Below are 16,625 nucleotides of genomic sequence, written 5' to 3' on the forward strand. Positions count from 1 at the left end.
ACTCCACGTTCTGGATCTTCTTGTGGTCTATTTGGTGAATTCTTTTAAAAACATATAGTTGTTGTGTATTTTTTAAGCGTGGATGAACAATGCCCACCGTATTGCCCACCATTTGGTCATTGAGCTTTAGTTAGTCTAACAGCAACTTTTCTATTAACTCATCAGGTGTAATGCTCAACTTGCTAGCCTGTTTGCGAACTTTATTTAGGCTTTTCTCGCTTATCACACCTTTTTGTTTCTGGTTTGTCCTAGATTTCTGTTGGGCCCAGCCATTCTTGAGCTTTTTTAATTTATCTTTATCGAATACTCCTAAAAAGGTGTCATAAAGTAGAATGGCGTCATGATATTTTTCTTTATTATCCCGTGGCGCTAACAGAAAAATGTTGTCCAGTAGCTTACTGGAGTGTTCCCAAATCCAATCGCATTGCTCTTTGTTGTCTATATCAAGCCAGTCTATTTTTGCCCTTTGGGGGGCATTTTCAACCCAGTTTTTTTTGAGCTGTTCTACTTTTCTGAGCTTTTCAGCCATAGGTACATTCAGATAATCAAAAAAATCAATAATAGACTGATAACGATCTTTTGTTGTGAATGCATATGTATCAAATGAAAATGTTGGAGGTAAGTAAATTTCTTTAGTTTTCTGCTTAAACTCAATGACGAGTTGACCCCAAATCCAATTGCATTGTCTTTCTAATTTTGGTGAGAGCCATGAGATGTTATCTAGAGCAATTGCTTGATGCTCCCAAAATTTCTTTATATCTACTTTGAGTTGTTTAGCTTGGCCTATCGATGTTTTCAGGTAAATTCCTTCAGTTAATTTTAGCTCATCTTGTCCGAATGGGAGGTATGAGACTCCTTTGAATTCCAACCATCTGATAATGAAATTTCGCTGTCTTCTATTCATATTCGTTTGTTCAGTTAGAAAGCATTTATTTATAAATAATATAACGCAAACTTACGTCATTTAGAATCCAACTTTTTGATATATTTTGACTGGTAATTGTCATTATTTCCATTATTTATGTCATAAAAACGTAAGCGTTACTGCGGGGAAATACCTTGTTTTAGACGTTTTTGTTGGTTTTTGACGGTAGTTTTTCATATTGCATAGGTAAATTTCTTCAACGGTCGAATGCAAACGTTTCCTGTATCTCTGGCATTCTTCAGTCATTAAGGAAGGTGCGAACAAGTCCCATGTGTGGTCTGCGTCGGCTTACTGGCTTGGATGCAAGGCGTGGTTCGCAGCAAATGGCCCTAGTCCTTTGCAAGAAGCACAACACCGCAGGCAGGCCTGTAAGCCACGCCCTTCGAGGCTTTCACAGCAACCGGCTCTCTGCGTTATCCGACTTCGACAGGCCCCGGCATGCCTTCAGTCAGATGCCTTGAACGCCAATTGCTGTGTAAGCCAGAGTGTCACGAGGACTTATTCGCACCTTCCTTAACTCCAGAGTACTGGTGCGATAAAAGGGCTATGTAATAGCATTAATAAGTTCAAATTTCCCAGGCTCAACTGATAACGGTCATTTCGGTATAGTAATATATTAGCTGTAGGTTATTTCTCCTTGGTCAGGGGGAGGATGATTGTAAGTTTAAAATTACAGTACCTGTTCATCTTGTGTTTATACGTGTTGTTTGAACTAACTAAACACAAGGACATATCCATGAAAGGCTTTGACACTAACACCTGCTTTTCTATTGCAGGCAAGTACGATCTATCTAACGACTATCTCAATTCAATCCATGCAGTGGTGAACCGACATTTAGCGAGATTTACGCGGGTTACGATTCTTAGATTTGATTTACGCTTCCCAGCCTACCTTCAATCAGATGACACCGCGGTAATCTCTCGTTTTATCGAGGCATTTAAAAGTCGTTTAAGGGCTTGGAAGGATAGACGTGCTTCAGTCCATCCGATTGGTTTCGGTTACATATGGTGTCGAGAGCAGGTTGACGGTACAGGGAATTGGCACTACCACGTGGCCTTTGTTTTTAACAAAGATGCGGTATTCACCTTTGGCACTCAGGTGCTCGGAGAGGACAATACATATAACCGTATTTTTGGGGCATGGGCTAGTGCACTTGGGCTGAATGTACAATATGCCATTGGCTTAGTGCATATCTGTCAAAATGGTGTGTACTGGCTAGATCAAAATGCAGCAGACTTTGTGATGCATTATGATGCAGGGATGAATCGTCTTAGTTATTTGGCGAAGAAAGAAACAAAATACATAGGTGATGGTAATCGCCACTTTGGTAGCAGTCAGAAGATTTTCATGGGGTAATGGCTAAGCAGTCAGGGGCATTCGCGCCTGACTGCTTAAATATCAGTAGCGTAGCCAGCTCCAGATATCCCTACCAACATCCACTATTGCCACAATACCGTCTCCGGTAACTTCAAGGGGTTTGACTATGGTGCAATCTACAGCCGTTTCCAATGAACCTTTGACGAGTGATGTTGCAGCTTCACTATAGTTTCCTGCTCTTAAATGCCCGGAGGACGTACTCAGTGTTTCACAGGTGCCATTGATAAAAGTCTCAAGTGGTTTGGCTACCAAATCGCCTGGAGTCCCAATGGCCCTGTTCACTGCATCCGGTAACCCAATGTATTCACCGACGGCTTTGGCTGCTGTTGATGCAAGGGTAATATTGGCCAGGCTCCCTTGTGCTGCACGTTGAGCGGCATTGCCAAGCAATCCGGCTCGTGCTGTCACTTGTGCGGTGAAATGGAGGTTGTTACTGACCTGGTTGGACGTTTCTGTTTCATCGATACACCAGTTGACGAAGTGTTCACAGTTATTGCTGAGCAGGTGATAGGGCCGATAACCGAGTAAGCTCTTTGCTCGCTCCACAGAGCTGTCTCTATCATATGCAATCGCTTTGCGACGAACCTTGGCCCCACCCGAGAATTCACTCAGACTGAGTTGCTCAACAAAACCATCTTTACGTTGGTGGATAACTTGGTCATTCCCAACACACAGACCATGGTGTTCAGTCAGTCCAAGCGGATCGATATTGGTAACCAGATGATCACCGGCTTTGAATTTCTTCATGTTGTACTCCAAATAAAAAGAGAGCAGCGCCCTTTTAGGCAACTGCTCTCAAGTGGGAAAGGTTTAGGGTTAGATTTCCAGTTCAATAAAGTCGCGGTCTATCTGTTGTTGGGTAATGCCGATGTAACGCAGCGTGACCGCTTCCGATTGGTGCCTGAGCATACGCATCACTCGGCCAATATCCTTGCAGGATTGGTACAAGTGATAACCGCGAGTTTTACGCATTGAGTGGGTCCCTAACGCAAGCCTGATGTCTTCACCAACGAAGGCAAAGGCTTTGGTCACGGCTCGACGACTGAGCGGCCTAGGCGCTGCATGTTGCATCTGCTGGCTACGATAGGATTGAAACAGATAGATGTGGTCAGGGTGACGCTGGCGGATAGCGTCGATCAAAGCCTTGGTTTTGGCGTTGAGTTTAATGTCGGCTCTTTTACCGGTTTTTTGCTCAATGATGCTGAGCCTGTCACCTTGGATATCACTGAATCTGATCGCCAGTAGATCTGAGATCCGCAGTGCCAGATTAAGACCGATATTCCAGACATCAGCCATCTGCTGACCAAAGTGACGCTCAAGCAGATAACTGATAAGCTTGATGGTATCACGGCTTTTCACCGCCTCGACTTCTTTCATGATGAAGTTCCCTCATTTGGCTATTTGATGAATATGGGAACCAGCCTCTTGCCAACCCCTATCGGGCCTGGGTTTGCTGGTGCCCACAATACCTTTTTGAGAACCACTTCAGTGGGCCTGCACTTTGACGACATAAGCGTCGATGGCGACATAGCTGAGGAAGTTCTTGAGCAGCAGTTGCACCAACCCCGCGACTTCCCGCAAAGGCCGAGTTCCGTAAAAGGTGCTGTAAACCTCCTGAGCCTGAAAATGCACGTCAATCTCCCGCTCCAATTCCGGCATGACCCGGCCATAGAAAGCGAAGTCGGTAAAGTAGCTGAGTGCCCAGGCATCGCCCTGACGACTCAAACCTATCTCTACCGGATGGAAGCCACCCCGCTCGGCGTTGTAATCCGGATCGGCAAAATTGAGGGTGATAAAGCGGGCTTCCTGGGTTTGATAGTCCTTGGCGTGCATCTTTAGCAGTTCATAAAAGTCGGCGGGTAACGTCAGAGCCTGGTACTGGATAATGTTCATATCGATTCTCCATAAACAAAAAGCCCGCTTGGTGGAATGCCAAGCGGGCAGGGGGATAGATAAAAGGTTTGCGGTTCAGCTGTGGGCGCTCCAATTGGGTTGGGTGTTGGAGCCGTGATTGAAATAGCAGCCGTTGATCACCTTAAGCCAAGGACCAAACGGCACGCCGTAAGTGTCGCAGCGCTGCAGGTAGCGACAAAAGCCGATTTCCCTGGGAATGTGACCATTCATATCCTTACGGCATACATACAACACGGTTTTGCGCAACGACGTTAATGGCATCACCTGGGGAGCACCAATCGCCTCGCCAGTGTCATTCAGCGGCCGCTCGAATGTGGGCAGGGTAAGCTCTCTGAGTAGATACGCCCGCAATTCAGGGAATGCCTGACAGGCTTCAGCCACCGCAGCCTGCGAAAAGCTGTCGGTAAACTCAATCATGGCGTCTTCCCTCCAGCCAACCTCGCTCGGCAAACGATACACACTGGTCGCCCACCACAATGTGGTCCAGCACCGGCACATCTATGGTACTGAGAGCGTTGATTAACCGCTCGGTGATACGCCTGTCGGCCTGAGAAGGTTCGGCAACGCCGGAAGGGTGGTTGTGAGTGAGGATAACTGCCGCTGCATTACAGCTCAGTACCGCTTTAACAACTTCCCTGGGGTAAACACTGGCAGCATCAATCGTGCCGTAAAACAGCTCCGTGAACTCAATTAATCTGTGCTGGCTGTCCAGCATCATGACCGCGAATACCTCGCGTTCATGTTGATGCAACTTGAAGCGCAGAAAGTCCATGGTTGCGCTTGGGTTGGTGAATACGCCATCTCGAACATAGCGCTCGGCGATGATGCCGGCCGCGGTTTCGAGGATTTGACTGGATGTGTGAGACCAGTTGTTGCTGGGTGCAGAAATGGTTCTGTGCATATCGCCTCCTTGATGATGACTCTGGTTTATGCACAGGGGTGATATATATCTGAAAATGTTTCGAAAAGCGGGCTGCAGAGTGGGGATACGGAAAAGTTAAAAATTACTGGCAGCGCTTATGTGATGAGTCAATAACAGGAGCTCATCATGAAACTATTACGATTGAAGCAGGTGATGGATTGTACAGGGTTAGGTCGCTCGTCTATCTATAACTACATTAGCGAGGGACGCTTCCCAAAACCTGTGAAGCTTGGACCGAGAATTGTGGCTTGGGTTGGCGCTGAAGTAGAGGAGTGGATTCTTGAACGAATTGAAGACCGGGATGAAGGCTTGGCGTAGGTAACGTTTAAACAAGTGAAGGAAGGGAATTGTCAGTAGCACCTGACAATTCCCTTCTTCCCATATTTGACTGAATCTCGGCTTTATCCACTGAACTGGGCGTAACCTAGTACATTGGACATAAACCCCTGTGTTGCCATAAAACCAATAAGGCCACCGATAAACTGAGGGCCGATACTCCAAAATACGCGCTTGTAAAAAGCGTCTACTGCGCCGGTGGTTAGGTAAATATCGGGTCTGACAAAGTCCAGAAACAAGCGACCTATAAAAGCCCCAGTGCCGGTAAGCAAAGTGCCAGACACTAAAAAAGCCAACCATCCCAAAAAACCAACAGAGACATGGCTGTTGAATACTGTTACCAGCACCATGACAAACATTAAGACAAAGCTAATTATCAAATATCGAATGTATCTATCCATTACAGCAACTCCTGAGTAAATCGGGCTTAGCCCTTTGATATTCGCTCCTAAATATGGCCGAAAGCAAAATATCCCAAAATGGGATATTTTACAACATGACTTACTATCCAGCCATGCAAAAAAGCTGGTTGGAACGCGAAGAGTCGCTACGTAATGAACTGAAAGCAATGCGGAAAAACGCAGGGCTTAGCCAAACTCAACTTGCGGAAAGACTCAACAAGCCTCAGAGCTTTGTTTCTAAATATGAAAGTGGTGAGCGACAACTGAGGATTTTGGAGTTGGAGGCTGTTTGCATCGCTTGTGGGACATCGAGTGCTTCTTTCTTAGAGCGTTTTTTTAAAGTATATCCCCTCAACTGAAGTGACCTAAGTTCATTTCCTTCTCAGAGCTTTTGTACCAACTTGATTCAGTATCAAATTCGGCGGATGAGTCAGAGAGGCATTGAACTATGTGGTTTTCTTCTTTGAAATGATCCGCCCCGATAGTTTTGGACACCACGCTAAGCGAGTAAAATCGTTTAACGAGGTGAACAATGACATCAAAGACCAAACGACAAACCTATACATCTGAGTACAAAGCTGAAGCCCTTAAGCTAGCAAAAATCAAAGGGGTAAGCGCCGCCGCTAAAGAGCTGGGTATATACGACTCCCAACTCTACAACTGGCGTAATGCCGCAGAGAAGAATACGAACACCAGTCAGCGCGAAGCTGAGCTCACGGCCGAAGTGGCGCGACTCAAACGCCAGCTCGCAGAGCAAGCAGAGGACCTAGCCATTCTAAAAAAGGCGGCTACCTACTTCGCGAAGAATCAAAAGTGAACCGGTTTGCATTCATGCTTGAGCACCAGCATCGCTTCTCGGTAAAGCGTATGACTGTTGTGCTCAAGGTCTCGCGTAGTGGGTATTATGCATGGCGTAACGCCAGCTCCGAGCTTGGTAAACGACAACTGAAACGTGATGACAGGGATAGGAAAATCAAGGCCGCATTTGACGCCAGCAAACAGCGCGATGGTGCCCGACGCATTCAGGCCGAACTGGCAGATGACGGCGAGAGAGCCAATGTAAAAACCATTGCTGATAGCATGAGACGGCAACAGCTCGTGCCCAAAGCAGCCCGCAAATTCAAAGTGACGACTAACAGCGACCATCGCCTTCCTGTGGCGCCAAACCTGCTTGGGAGAGACTTTACCGCTGCGGCGCCCAATGAAAAATGGGTGGGCGACATCACCTACCTAATGACCAGCGAGGGCTGGCTGTACTTGGCCGTTATCATCGACCTTTACTCACGCGCTGTCGTAGGGTGGGCGATGAGCCCCCGAATGACAGCTGACTTAACCTGTAATGCGCTCCGTATGGCACTGTTTCGTCGCGGCATGCCCACAGGAGTCATCGTTCACAGCGATAGAGGCAGCCAGTACTGCTCACACGCTTATCGAAACCTAGCTTTGGCGCATGGTTTGAAGATAAGCATGAGCCGTAAAGGGAATTGTTGGGATAATGCTTGCGCCGAAAGCTTCTTCCACTCGTTGAAGGTTGAAGCGGTGCAATACGAGCCAATCATGAATCGAGAAACAATGCGTCGGGCTGTGTTTGAATACATCGAGGTTGATTACAATCGAACAAGAAGGCACAGTGCTCTGGGCTATATCAGTCCAGAAAACTACGAACTAAAGAGTGTTGCTTAGTAGCGTGTCCTGTATTAGCGGTGCGGATCAAAATGTGTTTTGCAGTGATTGGTACTCGCAAATTCAACTCCTAAGTGAGCTTCTCTCCCAATTACATTACGCGCAGTAATTCTTCAAATACACCAGCCGGTTGCTTTTGACGTTCCACAATGAAGACAGCTTTCTTTGATCCATAAAACCCGCCCCGGCTGGTGGCTTAAGTGAAAGAAGAAGTGCAAACTTGATTGCTACGCTGATAAGAGCGCGCAATAACAGCTAGTGCATGTTTGAAGCTTACTGACCTTTCTCCCGAATTTAAGACCATGACATTTGGTCGATGTTTGTATACCAACCTTGTATGATGATAGGTGCGTAAGTATTCCATAATTGACACAAGTTTTTAACGTTCTAAGTGTAGGCGTGAGAGTTTTGAATAAGTGGGTTAGTATCTCGGGTTTTAGTATAACAATGAGATGTTTTTTATGATTAACGTGATGATCTTAAAATGGTTTTAAGTGATTTGTTTTAATGATAGGCTCTATTGATTACGTCTTACTTGATTAGTGTAAAATTAGGCGGACGTCCACATCAAGGATGAACGGGAACTTAAAGATGCTAAAACTCGAAGAGATTAAAAAGGACGCCCAGCTCAAAGGCATCATTGATGGGGTGATTGTGAAAGTTGTCACAGTTGAGCCCATTGGTGAACATGCTTTAACGGTTTATTACCGGGATGATAAAGGCTGTCTTGGTGAGCGAATGTTGTTTCGCTCTGATGAGCCAAATTTATCTCTTGCCGATGTGGGCCGTGCTTGGTCATTCGATGCGCCTGGGAACGAGTTCAAACTAGGATTGGAAGCCTACCGTATCACTCAAGCAGCTATGTTCGACCCCATGATGGCGGTTAATATGGCAAACGTAGATCCGCTGCCACACCAAATTTCAGCAGTTTACGAGTCAATGTTACCCAAACAGCCACTGCGTTATGTACTGGCAGATGACCCCGGCGCAGGTAAAACCATTATGGCGGGGCTGTTGATCTCTGAGCTACTGCTGCGCGCAGATGCCCGGCGTATCATGGTGGTGTCACCTGGCTCGTTGACCGAACAATGGCAAGACGAGTTGCTAGAAAAGTTTGGTCTGCAGTTCGATATTTTCAGCCGCGAGAAACAAGAGCAGTGCGCTACCGGCAACTACTTTAGTGAAACAGACAGGCTTATCTGTCGCCTTGATCAGCTGTCACGAAACGAAGACTACCAGGAAAAACTGAAGGCCAGCGACTGGGACCTCATCATCGTTGACGAAGCACACAAGCTATCCGCTAATTACTATGGTTCCAAAGTCAATAAGACCAAACGCTTTGTTCTTGGCGAGCTCTTGGGCTCGGTTTGCCGCCATTTCTTGCTGATGACAGCGACACCTCATAACGGCAAAGAAGAAGACTTTCAGGTCTGGATGTCACTGCTAGACAGCGACCGCTTTTATGGCAAATTCCGTGAGGGCGCACATAAGGTGGATATTACCGACATGATGCGTCGCATGGTCAAAGAAGAACTGCTGACCTTCGATGGTACGCCACTGTTTCCCGAGCGTCGTGCTTATACGGCCAATTATGAGTTGTCCGATGCTGAAGCAAGCTTGTACGAGCAGGTCACCACCTATGTGCGGGAAGAGATGAATCGCGCTGACAAGCTAGACAACAAAAATAAGACCACGGTAGGTTTTGCGCTTACTCAATTGCAACGTCGCCTTGCATCCAGCCCCGAAGCCATTTATCAGTCGCTTAAGCGTCGCCGCAACCGTTTAAAAGACAAGCTGGAAGAAATGAAGCTGCTGGCTAAAGGAGAAATGGCCCGTCAGTCAGGTGTCGCCGAAACACTTGGCAGTTCTCTGGTAACCAAGCAAATCGACTTGCCCGACAACTGGGATGAACTGGATGAGGAGCTCAGTGCTGAAGAGTACGAACAATACGCCGAGCAAGTCGTCGATCAGGCTACTGCCGCGAAAACCGTCGTCGAGTTGGAAGCCGAAATCTTCTCTTTACGGGATCTGGAGCAACAGGCGTTAGCCTTGGTGCAATCAGGAAACGATAAAAAATGGGAGCAGCTTTCAAGCTTGCTGCAAGACGCACCCGAAATGAAAAACCGCGATGAGTCCCGTCGCAAGCTCATCATCTTTACCGAGCATAAGGATACCCTCAACTATCTAAGGCAGCGGGTCTCCGATTTATTGGGTAGTCCGGATTCCGTTCGGGTCATTTATGGCGGCACCAATCGCGATGAGCGGCGCAAAATCCAGGCAGAGTTTCGCAGCAACCCCAATGTATTGGTGCTGATAGCCACTGATGCCGCCGGCGAAGGGGTAAACCTTCAAAATGCCAATCTCATGGTGAATTACGATTTGCCCTGGAATCCCAATCGTCTTGAACAGCGCTTTGGTCGTATTCATCGTATCGGTCAAAAAGAAGTGTGCCATTTATGGAATCTGGTTGCCGACCAAACCCGCGAAGGTGCGGTATTCCAAAAGCTGTTCGAAAAGCTTGAAATAGAGAAGCAGGCGCTGGGAGGTAAGGTATTCGATATTCTCGGTGAAGCTTTTGACAATGTCTCATTAAAAGACCTGTTGATTGAGGCCATTCGCTACGGTGAAGATCCCCACGTACGTGCCCGCATGGATCAGATAATTGAAGGGGCGCTCGATACCGACCATTTAAAAGACATTGTGCGTCGCAATGCGCTGGTCGAATCCCACATGGGGCTCGAAGGGCTATACGCTATTAAAGATGAAATGGAAAAGGCTGAAGCCAGACGCTTACAACCCTTTTTTATCCGTTCCTTCTTCCAGGAAGCGTTTGCCAGCGTGGGCGGCGAACTGCGCCCGAGGGAGGCGGGGCGTTTTGAAATTAACCATGTCCCAGGTGTTATTCGCGAGCGTGACCGCAGCATTGGTGAAAGTCGTACCCCGGTACTGACCCGTTATGAACGGATTTGTTTTGAGAAGCAACATATTAGACCAACAGGCAAAGCGCTTGCTGAACTCATCCACCCTGTTCACCCTTTGATGCACGCTACGCTGGATTTAGTGCTTCAGGCCCATAGAAGCAAACTCAAGCAAGGTGCTATCTTGGTTGACCCAAGTGATGACGGTGGGGAGCCGCGCATCCTGATGATGCTTGAGCATCAAGTGCGTGAATCCGTTGAGCAGCCCAAGTCAGTCGCCTCAAAACGCCTGCAATTTGTTGCCATTAATCCTCAAGGCCAGGCTAGTTATGCCGGTTGGGCACCACACCTCGATTTGGTGCCTATAGCCGATGCCGATAAACCCTTGGTTCAAGATATTTTGCGCTCCACCTGGCTCAGTCAGCCGCTTGATACGCTGGCAATACAACTAGCGTCGCAAAAATTGGTGCCCGAGCACTTCAATGAGGTAAAATCACGCCGCGAGTTGCAGGCCGATAAAACCTTACAGGCAGTGCATGAACGTCTGGTCAAGGAAATCAATTACTGGCAAGACAGATACCTTAAACTTTCTGACGACGTAAAAGCCGGTAAGCAACCAAGATTGCAGCCTGAAAACGCCCGCCGCCGGGTTGACGAGCTGACTGCGCGGCTGCAGCAGCGTACTCAGGAGCTTAATGCCCTGCGTAATGTGGTTTCCGCCACACCGGTTGTTATGGGCTGCGCTTTGGTTATTCCTCAGGGGCTGCTGTCCAAGCGCAAGGGTGAAACTCTGTTTAGTGTCGATGCTGCCAGCCGGGCTCTTGTAGAGCAAAAAGCCATGCAAACTGTGATAGCGGCCGAGCAGGCATTGGGTCACCAGATTTTTGATGTGTCAGCCGATAAGTGCGGCTGGGATATTACTGCCAGGCCGCCTTTGAACCCTGATGGTTCGCTACCTATTGATCGCCATATCGAGGTCAAAGGCCGCAGCCAAGGTCAAACCACTATCACAGTAACCCGCAACGAAATTATGTACGCGTTAAACCAAGGGCATAAGTTTTTGCTGGCCATTGTGTTGGTCGCCAGTAACGGTGATACGCAAGGGCCTTATTATGTTCGCAATCCGTTCACAAAGGAGCCGGATTTCGGCGTGGCCAGTATTAACTACGATCTAGCCGATTTGCTGGCAAAAGCGACAGATGCCAAAGGCAGCTTATGAAAATTGAACAAGTTAGCTTAAAAAATTTCCGCTGTTTTGAGCAGCTCGATGTGACTTTTCATCCGCAGATGACAGTGCTCATTGCCCCCAATGGAGCAGGTAAATCGACAATTCTGGATGCCGTTGCTGTTGCTGTTAGCCCTTATGTTGCCGCCTTTGATTTGGGTAAAGGCAGGCCGATTGCCAAGTCGGATGCGCGTTATTTGCGAAAGGAGCAGATGACCAGCAGTGAGCAAATGTTCCCGGTTGAAATCACTGCCAGGTTCAATGAGCCTGCATGCCAAATAAAAAGAGCGCTGACTGGCATCAATAACAAAACCACCATCAAGGAGGCCAGCGAACTTGCCGCTTATGGTGAGAGCTTGATGTCACAAGTACGCAACCTGCAGGACGTGAACTTACCACTTGTCGCTTACTACGGCACTAGCCGATTGTGGTTAGAACACCGCAACATGGATCGTAAAGCAGTGGTGAGTGCCAGCCGAAGTATGGGCTATGAAGATTGCCTGACTCCAGCCTCAAATTTCAAACAGTTGCAACAGTGGTTTACCAAGGCCACATTTGCTGAGTTGCAGCAGCAGCAGATGACCGATGTTTATCAGGGCTACTCACTGAAGGAGCAAATAGCAGGCATTCAAGCGGCTATTGACTCTGTGTTGCAACCCGCCTCGGGCTGGCTCAACTTCCACTACAGCTTTTCCCATGAAGAGCTGGCGATGTCGCATCCCGAGCAAGGTATTTTACCGGTGGAGCTGCTCAGTGACGGCGTGCGTGCCATGGTTTCCTTGGTGGCCGATCTGGCATGGCGATGTGGCAAGTTAAACCCTCAATTTGGCGCACTAGCTACCAAAAAAACCCGCGGTATTGTCCTTATCGACGAAGTGGATATGTTCCTGCATCCTGCATGGCAGCAGCAGGTGCTGGGAGCGTTGCAACAGGCGTTTCCGCAGGTGCAATTTATTGTTACTACCCATAGCCCACAAGTTTTGACAACTATTGATAAAGACTGCATTCGACTCTTTCGTCAGAGTCCGGAAAATAATATTTCGAGAACCGAAGTTGTTACCCCGCAGTGGCAGACCAAGGGTGTAGGCAGTGCTGATGTGCTGGCCTCAATCATGGGGATCGATCCGGTGCCAAGTGTGCCGGAAGCGCTAGCGCTTTCGCGATATAAGCAGATGATTGAAATGGATCAACTCAGTAGTTCAGATGCAGATCAATTACGTGAGCAATTGTTGGCGCATTTTGGTGCCACCCATCCGCTTATGTTGGAATGCGAGCGTCTTATTCGTCTGCAATCGCTCAAGAAACGGCTGCCACCAGCCTCTAAGTCTGTGAAGGGGCCTGGCGCCGATGCATAAGTTAAAGCGAGGTGCTGCCCCGACGTGTTTAAGTCATTTTCACCATGGTCGTCATAACTGGGGAGATGTGACTTCAGACAATAAGAACGACATTTGGGTTGAACTCACAGCGATGCAAGGAGAGCGTTGTGCTTACTGTGAAGTCGGTATTAGCCAAGGTTCAAGGCATATAGAACACTTTCGTCAGAAGGGGCGAGACCCAACTCAGACCTTTGCTTGGCAGAACTTGTTTGGGTCCTGTAATAACCCCAATACTTGTGGCAAATATAAAGATGAACAGGGTGTTTATCCGCCAGCAGTGTTGATAAAGCCTGATGGGGAAGATCCTGAGTACTATTTCCATTTCCACAGCGATGGAACGATTTCAATACGTGATGGTTTGGGCGATGTTGAGCAAAACCGAGCGAAGGAGACTCTGCGATTATTCAATTTAAGAGACGGTTCCCTGCGGTGGCAGCGACAGGCTGCAGTTGCTGGCTACCTGCAAACAGCAGAAGAGATAGCTGAGTTGGCCGCCGAAGATGCTGCGCTAGCAGCAGCATATCTGGCTGATGAACTTGCAGAGACTGAACATTTGCCATTTGCGACAGCCATAAAACATGCACTACAGAATATTTAAGTAGGTAAAAATCAACATGCATTCCATCAAATCCCCCAAAAAACTGATTGAAGTGGCGCTGCCGCTGGATGATATCAATGCTGCCGCAGCGAGGGAGAAATCCATTCGCCATGGTCATCCTTCTACCTTGCACCTGTGGTGGGCCCGCCGTCCTTTGGCCGCCGCCCGCGCGGTGATTTTTGCCCAGATGGTGAACGACCCTGGCTACCAGCAGGGTGATGGTTTTAAGTACGGTGTGAACAAGCAGGAAGCCGCCAAAAAGCGTGAGAAGCTGTTTAATATTCTGCGCGAGCTGGTGAAGTGGGAAAACACCAATAACGAAACGGTACTCGCCGAAGCGCGCGCCGCTATCATGGAAAGCTGGCGCGAAATTTGTGCTCTCAATAAAGACCACCCACAGGCCGCCGAGCTGTTTAACCCGGAAAAATTACCCGGCTTTCACGACCCCTTTGCCGGTGGCGGCGCGCTGCCGCTGGAAGCTCAGCGCCTGGGGCTTGAGTCCTATGCCTCTGACTTAAACCCGGTGGCGGTCACCATCAACAAGGCCATGATTGAAATTCCGCCCAAGTTTGATGGTCGCGCGCCGGTGGGGCCGGAGCCCGTGGCCGACAAAACTAGCAAGAAAAAGGCCACCAAAGATGCCTTTGCCGATTGGTCCGGTGCCAAAGGCCTGGCGGAAGATGTGCGTCGCTATGGTACCTGGATGCGCGACGAGGCGCAAAAGCGCATCGGCCATCTCTATCCCAAGGTGTTGATTACTGCTGAAATGGTGGCGGAGCGCCCTGATCTGGCTCCGTATCTTGGCGATGAGCTGACCGTGATTGCCTGGCTTTGGGCCCGTACCGTCAAAAGCCCCAGCCCGGCCTTTGCCCATGTCGAGGTGCCGCTGGCGTCCACCTTTATCCTGTCTTCCAAGGCTGGAAAAGAGGCTTATGTCGAGCCTGTGGTATCCGGTGATAGCTACCAGTTCACAGTGAAGGTGGGTCAACCGCCAGAATCAGCCAAGGGTGGCACAACAGCGGGTAAACGAGCAGCTTTTCTTTGTCTGATGTCAGGCTCTCCGGTGGATTATAAATATATTCGTAGCGAAGGCAGCGCAGGGCGAATGGGCCAACGGCTGATGGCCATTGTTGCAGAGGGCAAAAAGGGACGGGTGTATTTGTCCCCAAATGAAGAGCAATTTTTCGCATCAACACAGGCACAACCTAGCTGGAAACCTGATGTACCCTTACATGGTAAGTGTCGTGTTAACGTCTCTAATTACGGCTTAGATGTTTACGGCGATCTCTTCACCCCTCGCCAATTAGTCGCTTTAACCACCTTCTCTGAGTTGGTGGGGGAGGCAATTGAACGCTGCCGTCAAGATGCGCTCTCAGCTGGCATGTCCGATGATGGCATAGGCCTCGATGCCGGTGGCATAGGCGCGACAGCTTATGCTCAGGCTGTGGGACTTTATTTAGGTTTAGCATCCGATCGAATGAGTGATTCACACTCAACAATCACAAGTTGGACCGCGCAAAGAGATACACTGCGAAATACGTTTGCCAGACAAGCTATCCCTATGGTTTGGGATTACGCAGAAGCAAACCCATTTTCCGATTCAACAGGGAATTTTGGTGGGGCTCTAGTTTGGGTCGAAAAAGCATTTGATGCCTTTCCAGCTAGACCGAATGGCGTTGTTGTACAGGCTGATGCTCAAACTCAGTCCGTTAGTATAAATAAGGTTATCTCCTCCGACCCGCCATATTACGACAATATAGGTTATGCCGATCTGTCGGATTTTTTTTATGTCTGGTTGCGGAAAACTCTACGGCCAGTCTTCCCTGGTCTTTATGCCACCATGGCTGTACCTAAAGCAGAGGAGCTGGTGGCAACCCCCTATCGCCACGGCAGCAAAGAGGGCGCAGAGGCATTCTTTTTGGACGGCATGGGTAAGGCGATTCACCGGTTGGCGGAGCAGGCCCATCCGGCGTTCCCGGTCACTATCTACTACGCCTTTAAACAGTCGGAAACCAAGGCAGATGGCACCTCCAGTGCCGGTTGGGAGACCTTTTTACAGGCAGTCATTGATGCCGGGTTTGCCATCAGTGGCACCTGGCCACTGAGAACGGAACGTGAAGGGAGAACAATCGGACTGGGTTCAAATGCCTTGGCCTCCAGTGTAGTGTTGGTGTGCAATAAGCGGGATGCCAATGCCGACAGTATCAGCCGCCGTCAGTTTATCCGCGAGCTGAACCGGGTGCTGCCGGAGGCGCTGGATGAGATGACCCAGGGCAGCATCGACGCTCAGGGTATCAGCCAATCGGCGGTCGCGCCGGTGGATTTGTCCCAGGCCATTATCGGCCCTGGCATGGGGGTATTCAGTAAATATGCCGCTGTGCTTGAGGCCGATGGCAGCAAGATGAGCGTGAAAACCGCACTGCAACTGATTAACCGCTTTTTGGCCGAAGACGACTTTGACCATGATACTCAGTTCTGCCTGCACTGGTTTGAGCAGCAGGGTTGGAGTGTTGGCCGCTTTGGTGAGGCCGATGTGCTGGCCCGCGCCAAGGGCACCAGCGTGCAGGGCTTAAGTGAAGCCGGGGTGCTGCGTGCAGGCCAGGGCGATGTGCAGCTCTATAAGTGGCAAGAGCTGCCAACCGACTGGGACCCAGCCCATGATAACCGCACTCCAGTGTGGGAAGGGTTGCATCACCTGATACGGGTGTTGAACGGCCAGGGCGCTGCCGCCGCTGGCACCCTGCTTGCCGGTATGGCCGATAAGAGCGATGCCATTCGTGCCCTGGCTTATCGACTCTATACCCTGTGTGAGCGTAAAGGCTGGGCCAGCGATGCCCGCGCCTATAACGAGCTGGTGCTGGCCTGGGAGGCCATGATGAGCGCCATGGCTGACACTGCCAAAACCGGCGACACCTTATCGTTTGATTTTTAAGTAGTGGGTCAGAAGTA

The 16,625-nt window shown here is 49.1% G+C and carries 15 protein-coding genes; 8 read left to right on the forward strand and 7 right to left on the reverse strand.

From position 1 onward, the window contains the following. Positions 1 to 130 precede the first annotated feature (130 nt). The gene (locus tag ACF8D4_RS06735) at positions 131 to 904 is read right to left on the reverse strand and encodes a hypothetical protein (RefSeq protein WP_274626044.1); all 774 of its coding nucleotides are present in this window, start codon (positions 902 to 904) and stop codon (positions 131 to 133) included. A gap of 757 nt (positions 905 to 1,661) precedes the next feature. Between ACF8D4_RS06735 and ACF8D4_RS06740 the strand changes: the two genes are divergently transcribed. Then, positions 1,662 to 2,282 carry an inovirus Gp2 family protein gene (locus ACF8D4_RS06740; RefSeq protein ID WP_208142395.1) on the forward strand — a complete coding sequence of 207 codons (621 nt, stop codon included), beginning with the start codon at positions 1,662 to 1,664 and terminating at the stop codon, positions 2,280 to 2,282. Positions 2,283 to 2,324: 42 nt separating this feature from the next. Here the strand turns inward: ACF8D4_RS06740 and ACF8D4_RS06745 are convergent, their stop codons facing one another. From ACF8D4_RS06745 to radC, 5 genes are all read right to left on the reverse strand, one after another. Further along, positions 2,325 to 3,050 (reverse strand): lecithin retinol acyltransferase family protein, encoded by a 726-nt coding sequence (locus tag ACF8D4_RS06745; RefSeq protein WP_274626045.1) that lies wholly within the window; start codon positions 3,048 to 3,050, stop codon positions 2,325 to 2,327. A 69-nt stretch (positions 3,051 to 3,119) separates the two neighbouring features. After that, complete coding sequence (locus tag ACF8D4_RS06750; RefSeq protein ID WP_144134361.1) at positions 3,120 to 3,680, reverse strand: site-specific integrase; 561 nt, start codon at positions 3,678 to 3,680, stop codon at positions 3,120 to 3,122. A gap of 108 nt (positions 3,681 to 3,788) precedes the next feature. Continuing rightward, complete coding sequence (locus ACF8D4_RS06755; protein ID WP_051541625.1) at positions 3,789 to 4,196, reverse strand: DUF2787 family protein; 408 nt, start codon at positions 4,194 to 4,196, stop codon at positions 3,789 to 3,791. Positions 4,197 to 4,271: 75 nt separating this feature from the next. After that, positions 4,272 to 4,634 (reverse strand): hypothetical protein, encoded by a 363-nt coding sequence (locus ACF8D4_RS06760; RefSeq protein ID WP_144134363.1) that lies wholly within the window; start codon positions 4,632 to 4,634, stop codon positions 4,272 to 4,274. Continuing rightward, a complete protein-coding gene (gene radC / locus ACF8D4_RS06765) occupies positions 4,627 to 5,118 on the reverse strand; it encodes a DNA repair protein RadC (RefSeq protein ID WP_025888124.1) in 492 nt (163 codons plus the stop codon). The genes ACF8D4_RS06760 and radC overlap by 8 nt, the downstream gene beginning before the upstream one ends. Before the next feature lie 147 nt (positions 5,119 to 5,265). Here radC and ACF8D4_RS06770 point away from each other — a divergent pair, with 147 nt between their 5' ends. Beyond that, complete coding sequence (locus tag ACF8D4_RS06770; protein ID WP_144220510.1) at positions 5,266 to 5,457, forward strand: AlpA family transcriptional regulator; 192 nt, start codon at positions 5,266 to 5,268, stop codon at positions 5,455 to 5,457. An 83-nt stretch (positions 5,458 to 5,540) separates the two neighbouring features. Here the strand turns inward: ACF8D4_RS06770 and ACF8D4_RS06775 are convergent, their stop codons facing one another. Further along, positions 5,541 to 5,876: a hypothetical protein gene (locus tag ACF8D4_RS06775; protein WP_037467365.1), complete on the reverse strand. Its 336-nt coding sequence runs from the start codon at positions 5,874 to 5,876 to the stop codon at positions 5,541 to 5,543. A gap of 95 nt (positions 5,877 to 5,971) precedes the next feature. Between ACF8D4_RS06775 and ACF8D4_RS06780 the strand changes: the two genes are divergently transcribed. The 6 genes from ACF8D4_RS06780 (at position 5,972) to ACF8D4_RS06805 (ending at position 16,608) form a co-directional block, all read left to right on the forward strand. Next, positions 5,972 to 6,235 carry a helix-turn-helix domain-containing protein gene (locus ACF8D4_RS06780; RefSeq protein WP_240539438.1) on the forward strand — a complete coding sequence of 88 codons (264 nt, stop codon included), beginning with the start codon at positions 5,972 to 5,974 and terminating at the stop codon, positions 6,233 to 6,235. Between the two features lie 173 nt (positions 6,236 to 6,408). Beyond that, a protein-coding gene (locus ACF8D4_RS06785) for an IS3 family transposase (protein WP_115389451.1) occupies positions 6,409 to 7,559 on the forward strand; the annotation gives its coding sequence in 2 pieces (ribosomal slippage) (positions 6,409 to 6,652 and positions 6,652 to 7,559; 1,152 coding nt in all). A gap of 591 nt (positions 7,560 to 8,150) precedes the next feature. Next, entirely contained in the window at positions 8,151 to 11,696 is a 3,546-nt protein-coding gene (locus ACF8D4_RS06790; RefSeq protein ID WP_219013223.1) for a helicase-related protein, read from the forward strand. Further along, positions 11,693 to 13,057, forward strand: coding sequence for an AAA family ATPase (locus ACF8D4_RS06795; RefSeq protein ID WP_219013224.1), 1,365 nt, complete (start codon positions 11,693 to 11,695; stop codon positions 13,055 to 13,057). The genes ACF8D4_RS06790 and ACF8D4_RS06795 overlap by 4 nt, the downstream gene beginning before the upstream one ends. Beyond that, positions 13,050 to 13,676, forward strand: a complete 627-nt coding sequence (ptuB, locus tag ACF8D4_RS06800; protein ID WP_186265253.1) for a retron Ec78 anti-phage system effector HNH endonuclease PtuB — start codon at positions 13,050 to 13,052, stop codon at positions 13,674 to 13,676. The genes ACF8D4_RS06795 and ptuB overlap by 8 nt, the downstream gene beginning before the upstream one ends. A gap of 16 nt (positions 13,677 to 13,692) precedes the next feature. Continuing rightward, positions 13,693 to 16,608: a DUF1156 domain-containing protein gene (locus ACF8D4_RS06805; protein WP_392468559.1), complete on the forward strand. Its 2,916-nt coding sequence runs from the start codon at positions 13,693 to 13,695 to the stop codon at positions 16,606 to 16,608. The last annotated feature ends 17 nt before the right edge of the window (positions 16,609 to 16,625 follow it).

Origin of the sequence: Shewanella sp. YQ_9, assembly GCF_043103185.1 — a bacterium.
GTDB lineage: Bacteria > Pseudomonadota > Gammaproteobacteria > Enterobacterales > Shewanellaceae > Shewanella > Shewanella algae.

Bases quoted from the DNA above. Each gene is read 5' to 3' on its own strand.
- ptuB (WP_186265253.1), top strand. From the start codon at position 13,050: ATGCATAAGTTAAAGCGAGGTGCTGCCCCGACGTGTTTAAGTCATTTT.
- ACF8D4_RS06755 (WP_051541625.1), bottom strand. From the start codon at position 4,196: ATGAACATTATCCAGTACCAGGCTCTGACGTTACCCGCCGACTTTTAT.
- ACF8D4_RS06795 (WP_219013224.1), top strand. From the start codon at position 11,693: ATGAAAATTGAACAAGTTAGCTTAAAAAATTTCCGCTGTTTTGAGCAG.
- ACF8D4_RS06735 (WP_274626044.1), bottom strand. From the start codon at position 904: ATGAATAGAAGACAGCGAAATTTCATTATCAGATGGTTGGAATTCAAA.
- ACF8D4_RS06745 (WP_274626045.1), bottom strand. From the start codon at position 3,050: ATGAAGAAATTCAAAGCCGGTGATCATCTGGTTACCAATATCGATCCG.
- ACF8D4_RS06750 (WP_144134361.1), bottom strand. From the start codon at position 3,680: ATGAAAGAAGTCGAGGCGGTGAAAAGCCGTGATACCATCAAGCTTATC.
- ACF8D4_RS06780 (WP_240539438.1), top strand. From the start codon at position 5,972: ATGACTTACTATCCAGCCATGCAAAAAAGCTGGTTGGAACGCGAAGAG.
- radC (WP_025888124.1), bottom strand. From the start codon at position 5,118: ATGCACAGAACCATTTCTGCACCCAGCAACAACTGGTCTCACACATCC.
- ACF8D4_RS06770 (WP_144220510.1), top strand. From the start codon at position 5,266: ATGAAACTATTACGATTGAAGCAGGTGATGGATTGTACAGGGTTAGGT.
- ACF8D4_RS06775 (WP_037467365.1), bottom strand. From the start codon at position 5,876: ATGGATAGATACATTCGATATTTGATAATTAGCTTTGTCTTAATGTTT.
- ACF8D4_RS06805 (WP_392468559.1), top strand. From the start codon at position 13,693: ATGCATTCCATCAAATCCCCCAAAAAACTGATTGAAGTGGCGCTGCCG.
- ACF8D4_RS06790 (WP_219013223.1), top strand. From the start codon at position 8,151: ATGCTAAAACTCGAAGAGATTAAAAAGGACGCCCAGCTCAAAGGCATC.
- ACF8D4_RS06760 (WP_144134363.1), bottom strand. From the start codon at position 4,634: ATGATTGAGTTTACCGACAGCTTTTCGCAGGCTGCGGTGGCTGAAGCC.
- ACF8D4_RS06740 (WP_208142395.1), top strand. From the start codon at position 1,662: ATGAAAGGCTTTGACACTAACACCTGCTTTTCTATTGCAGGCAAGTAC.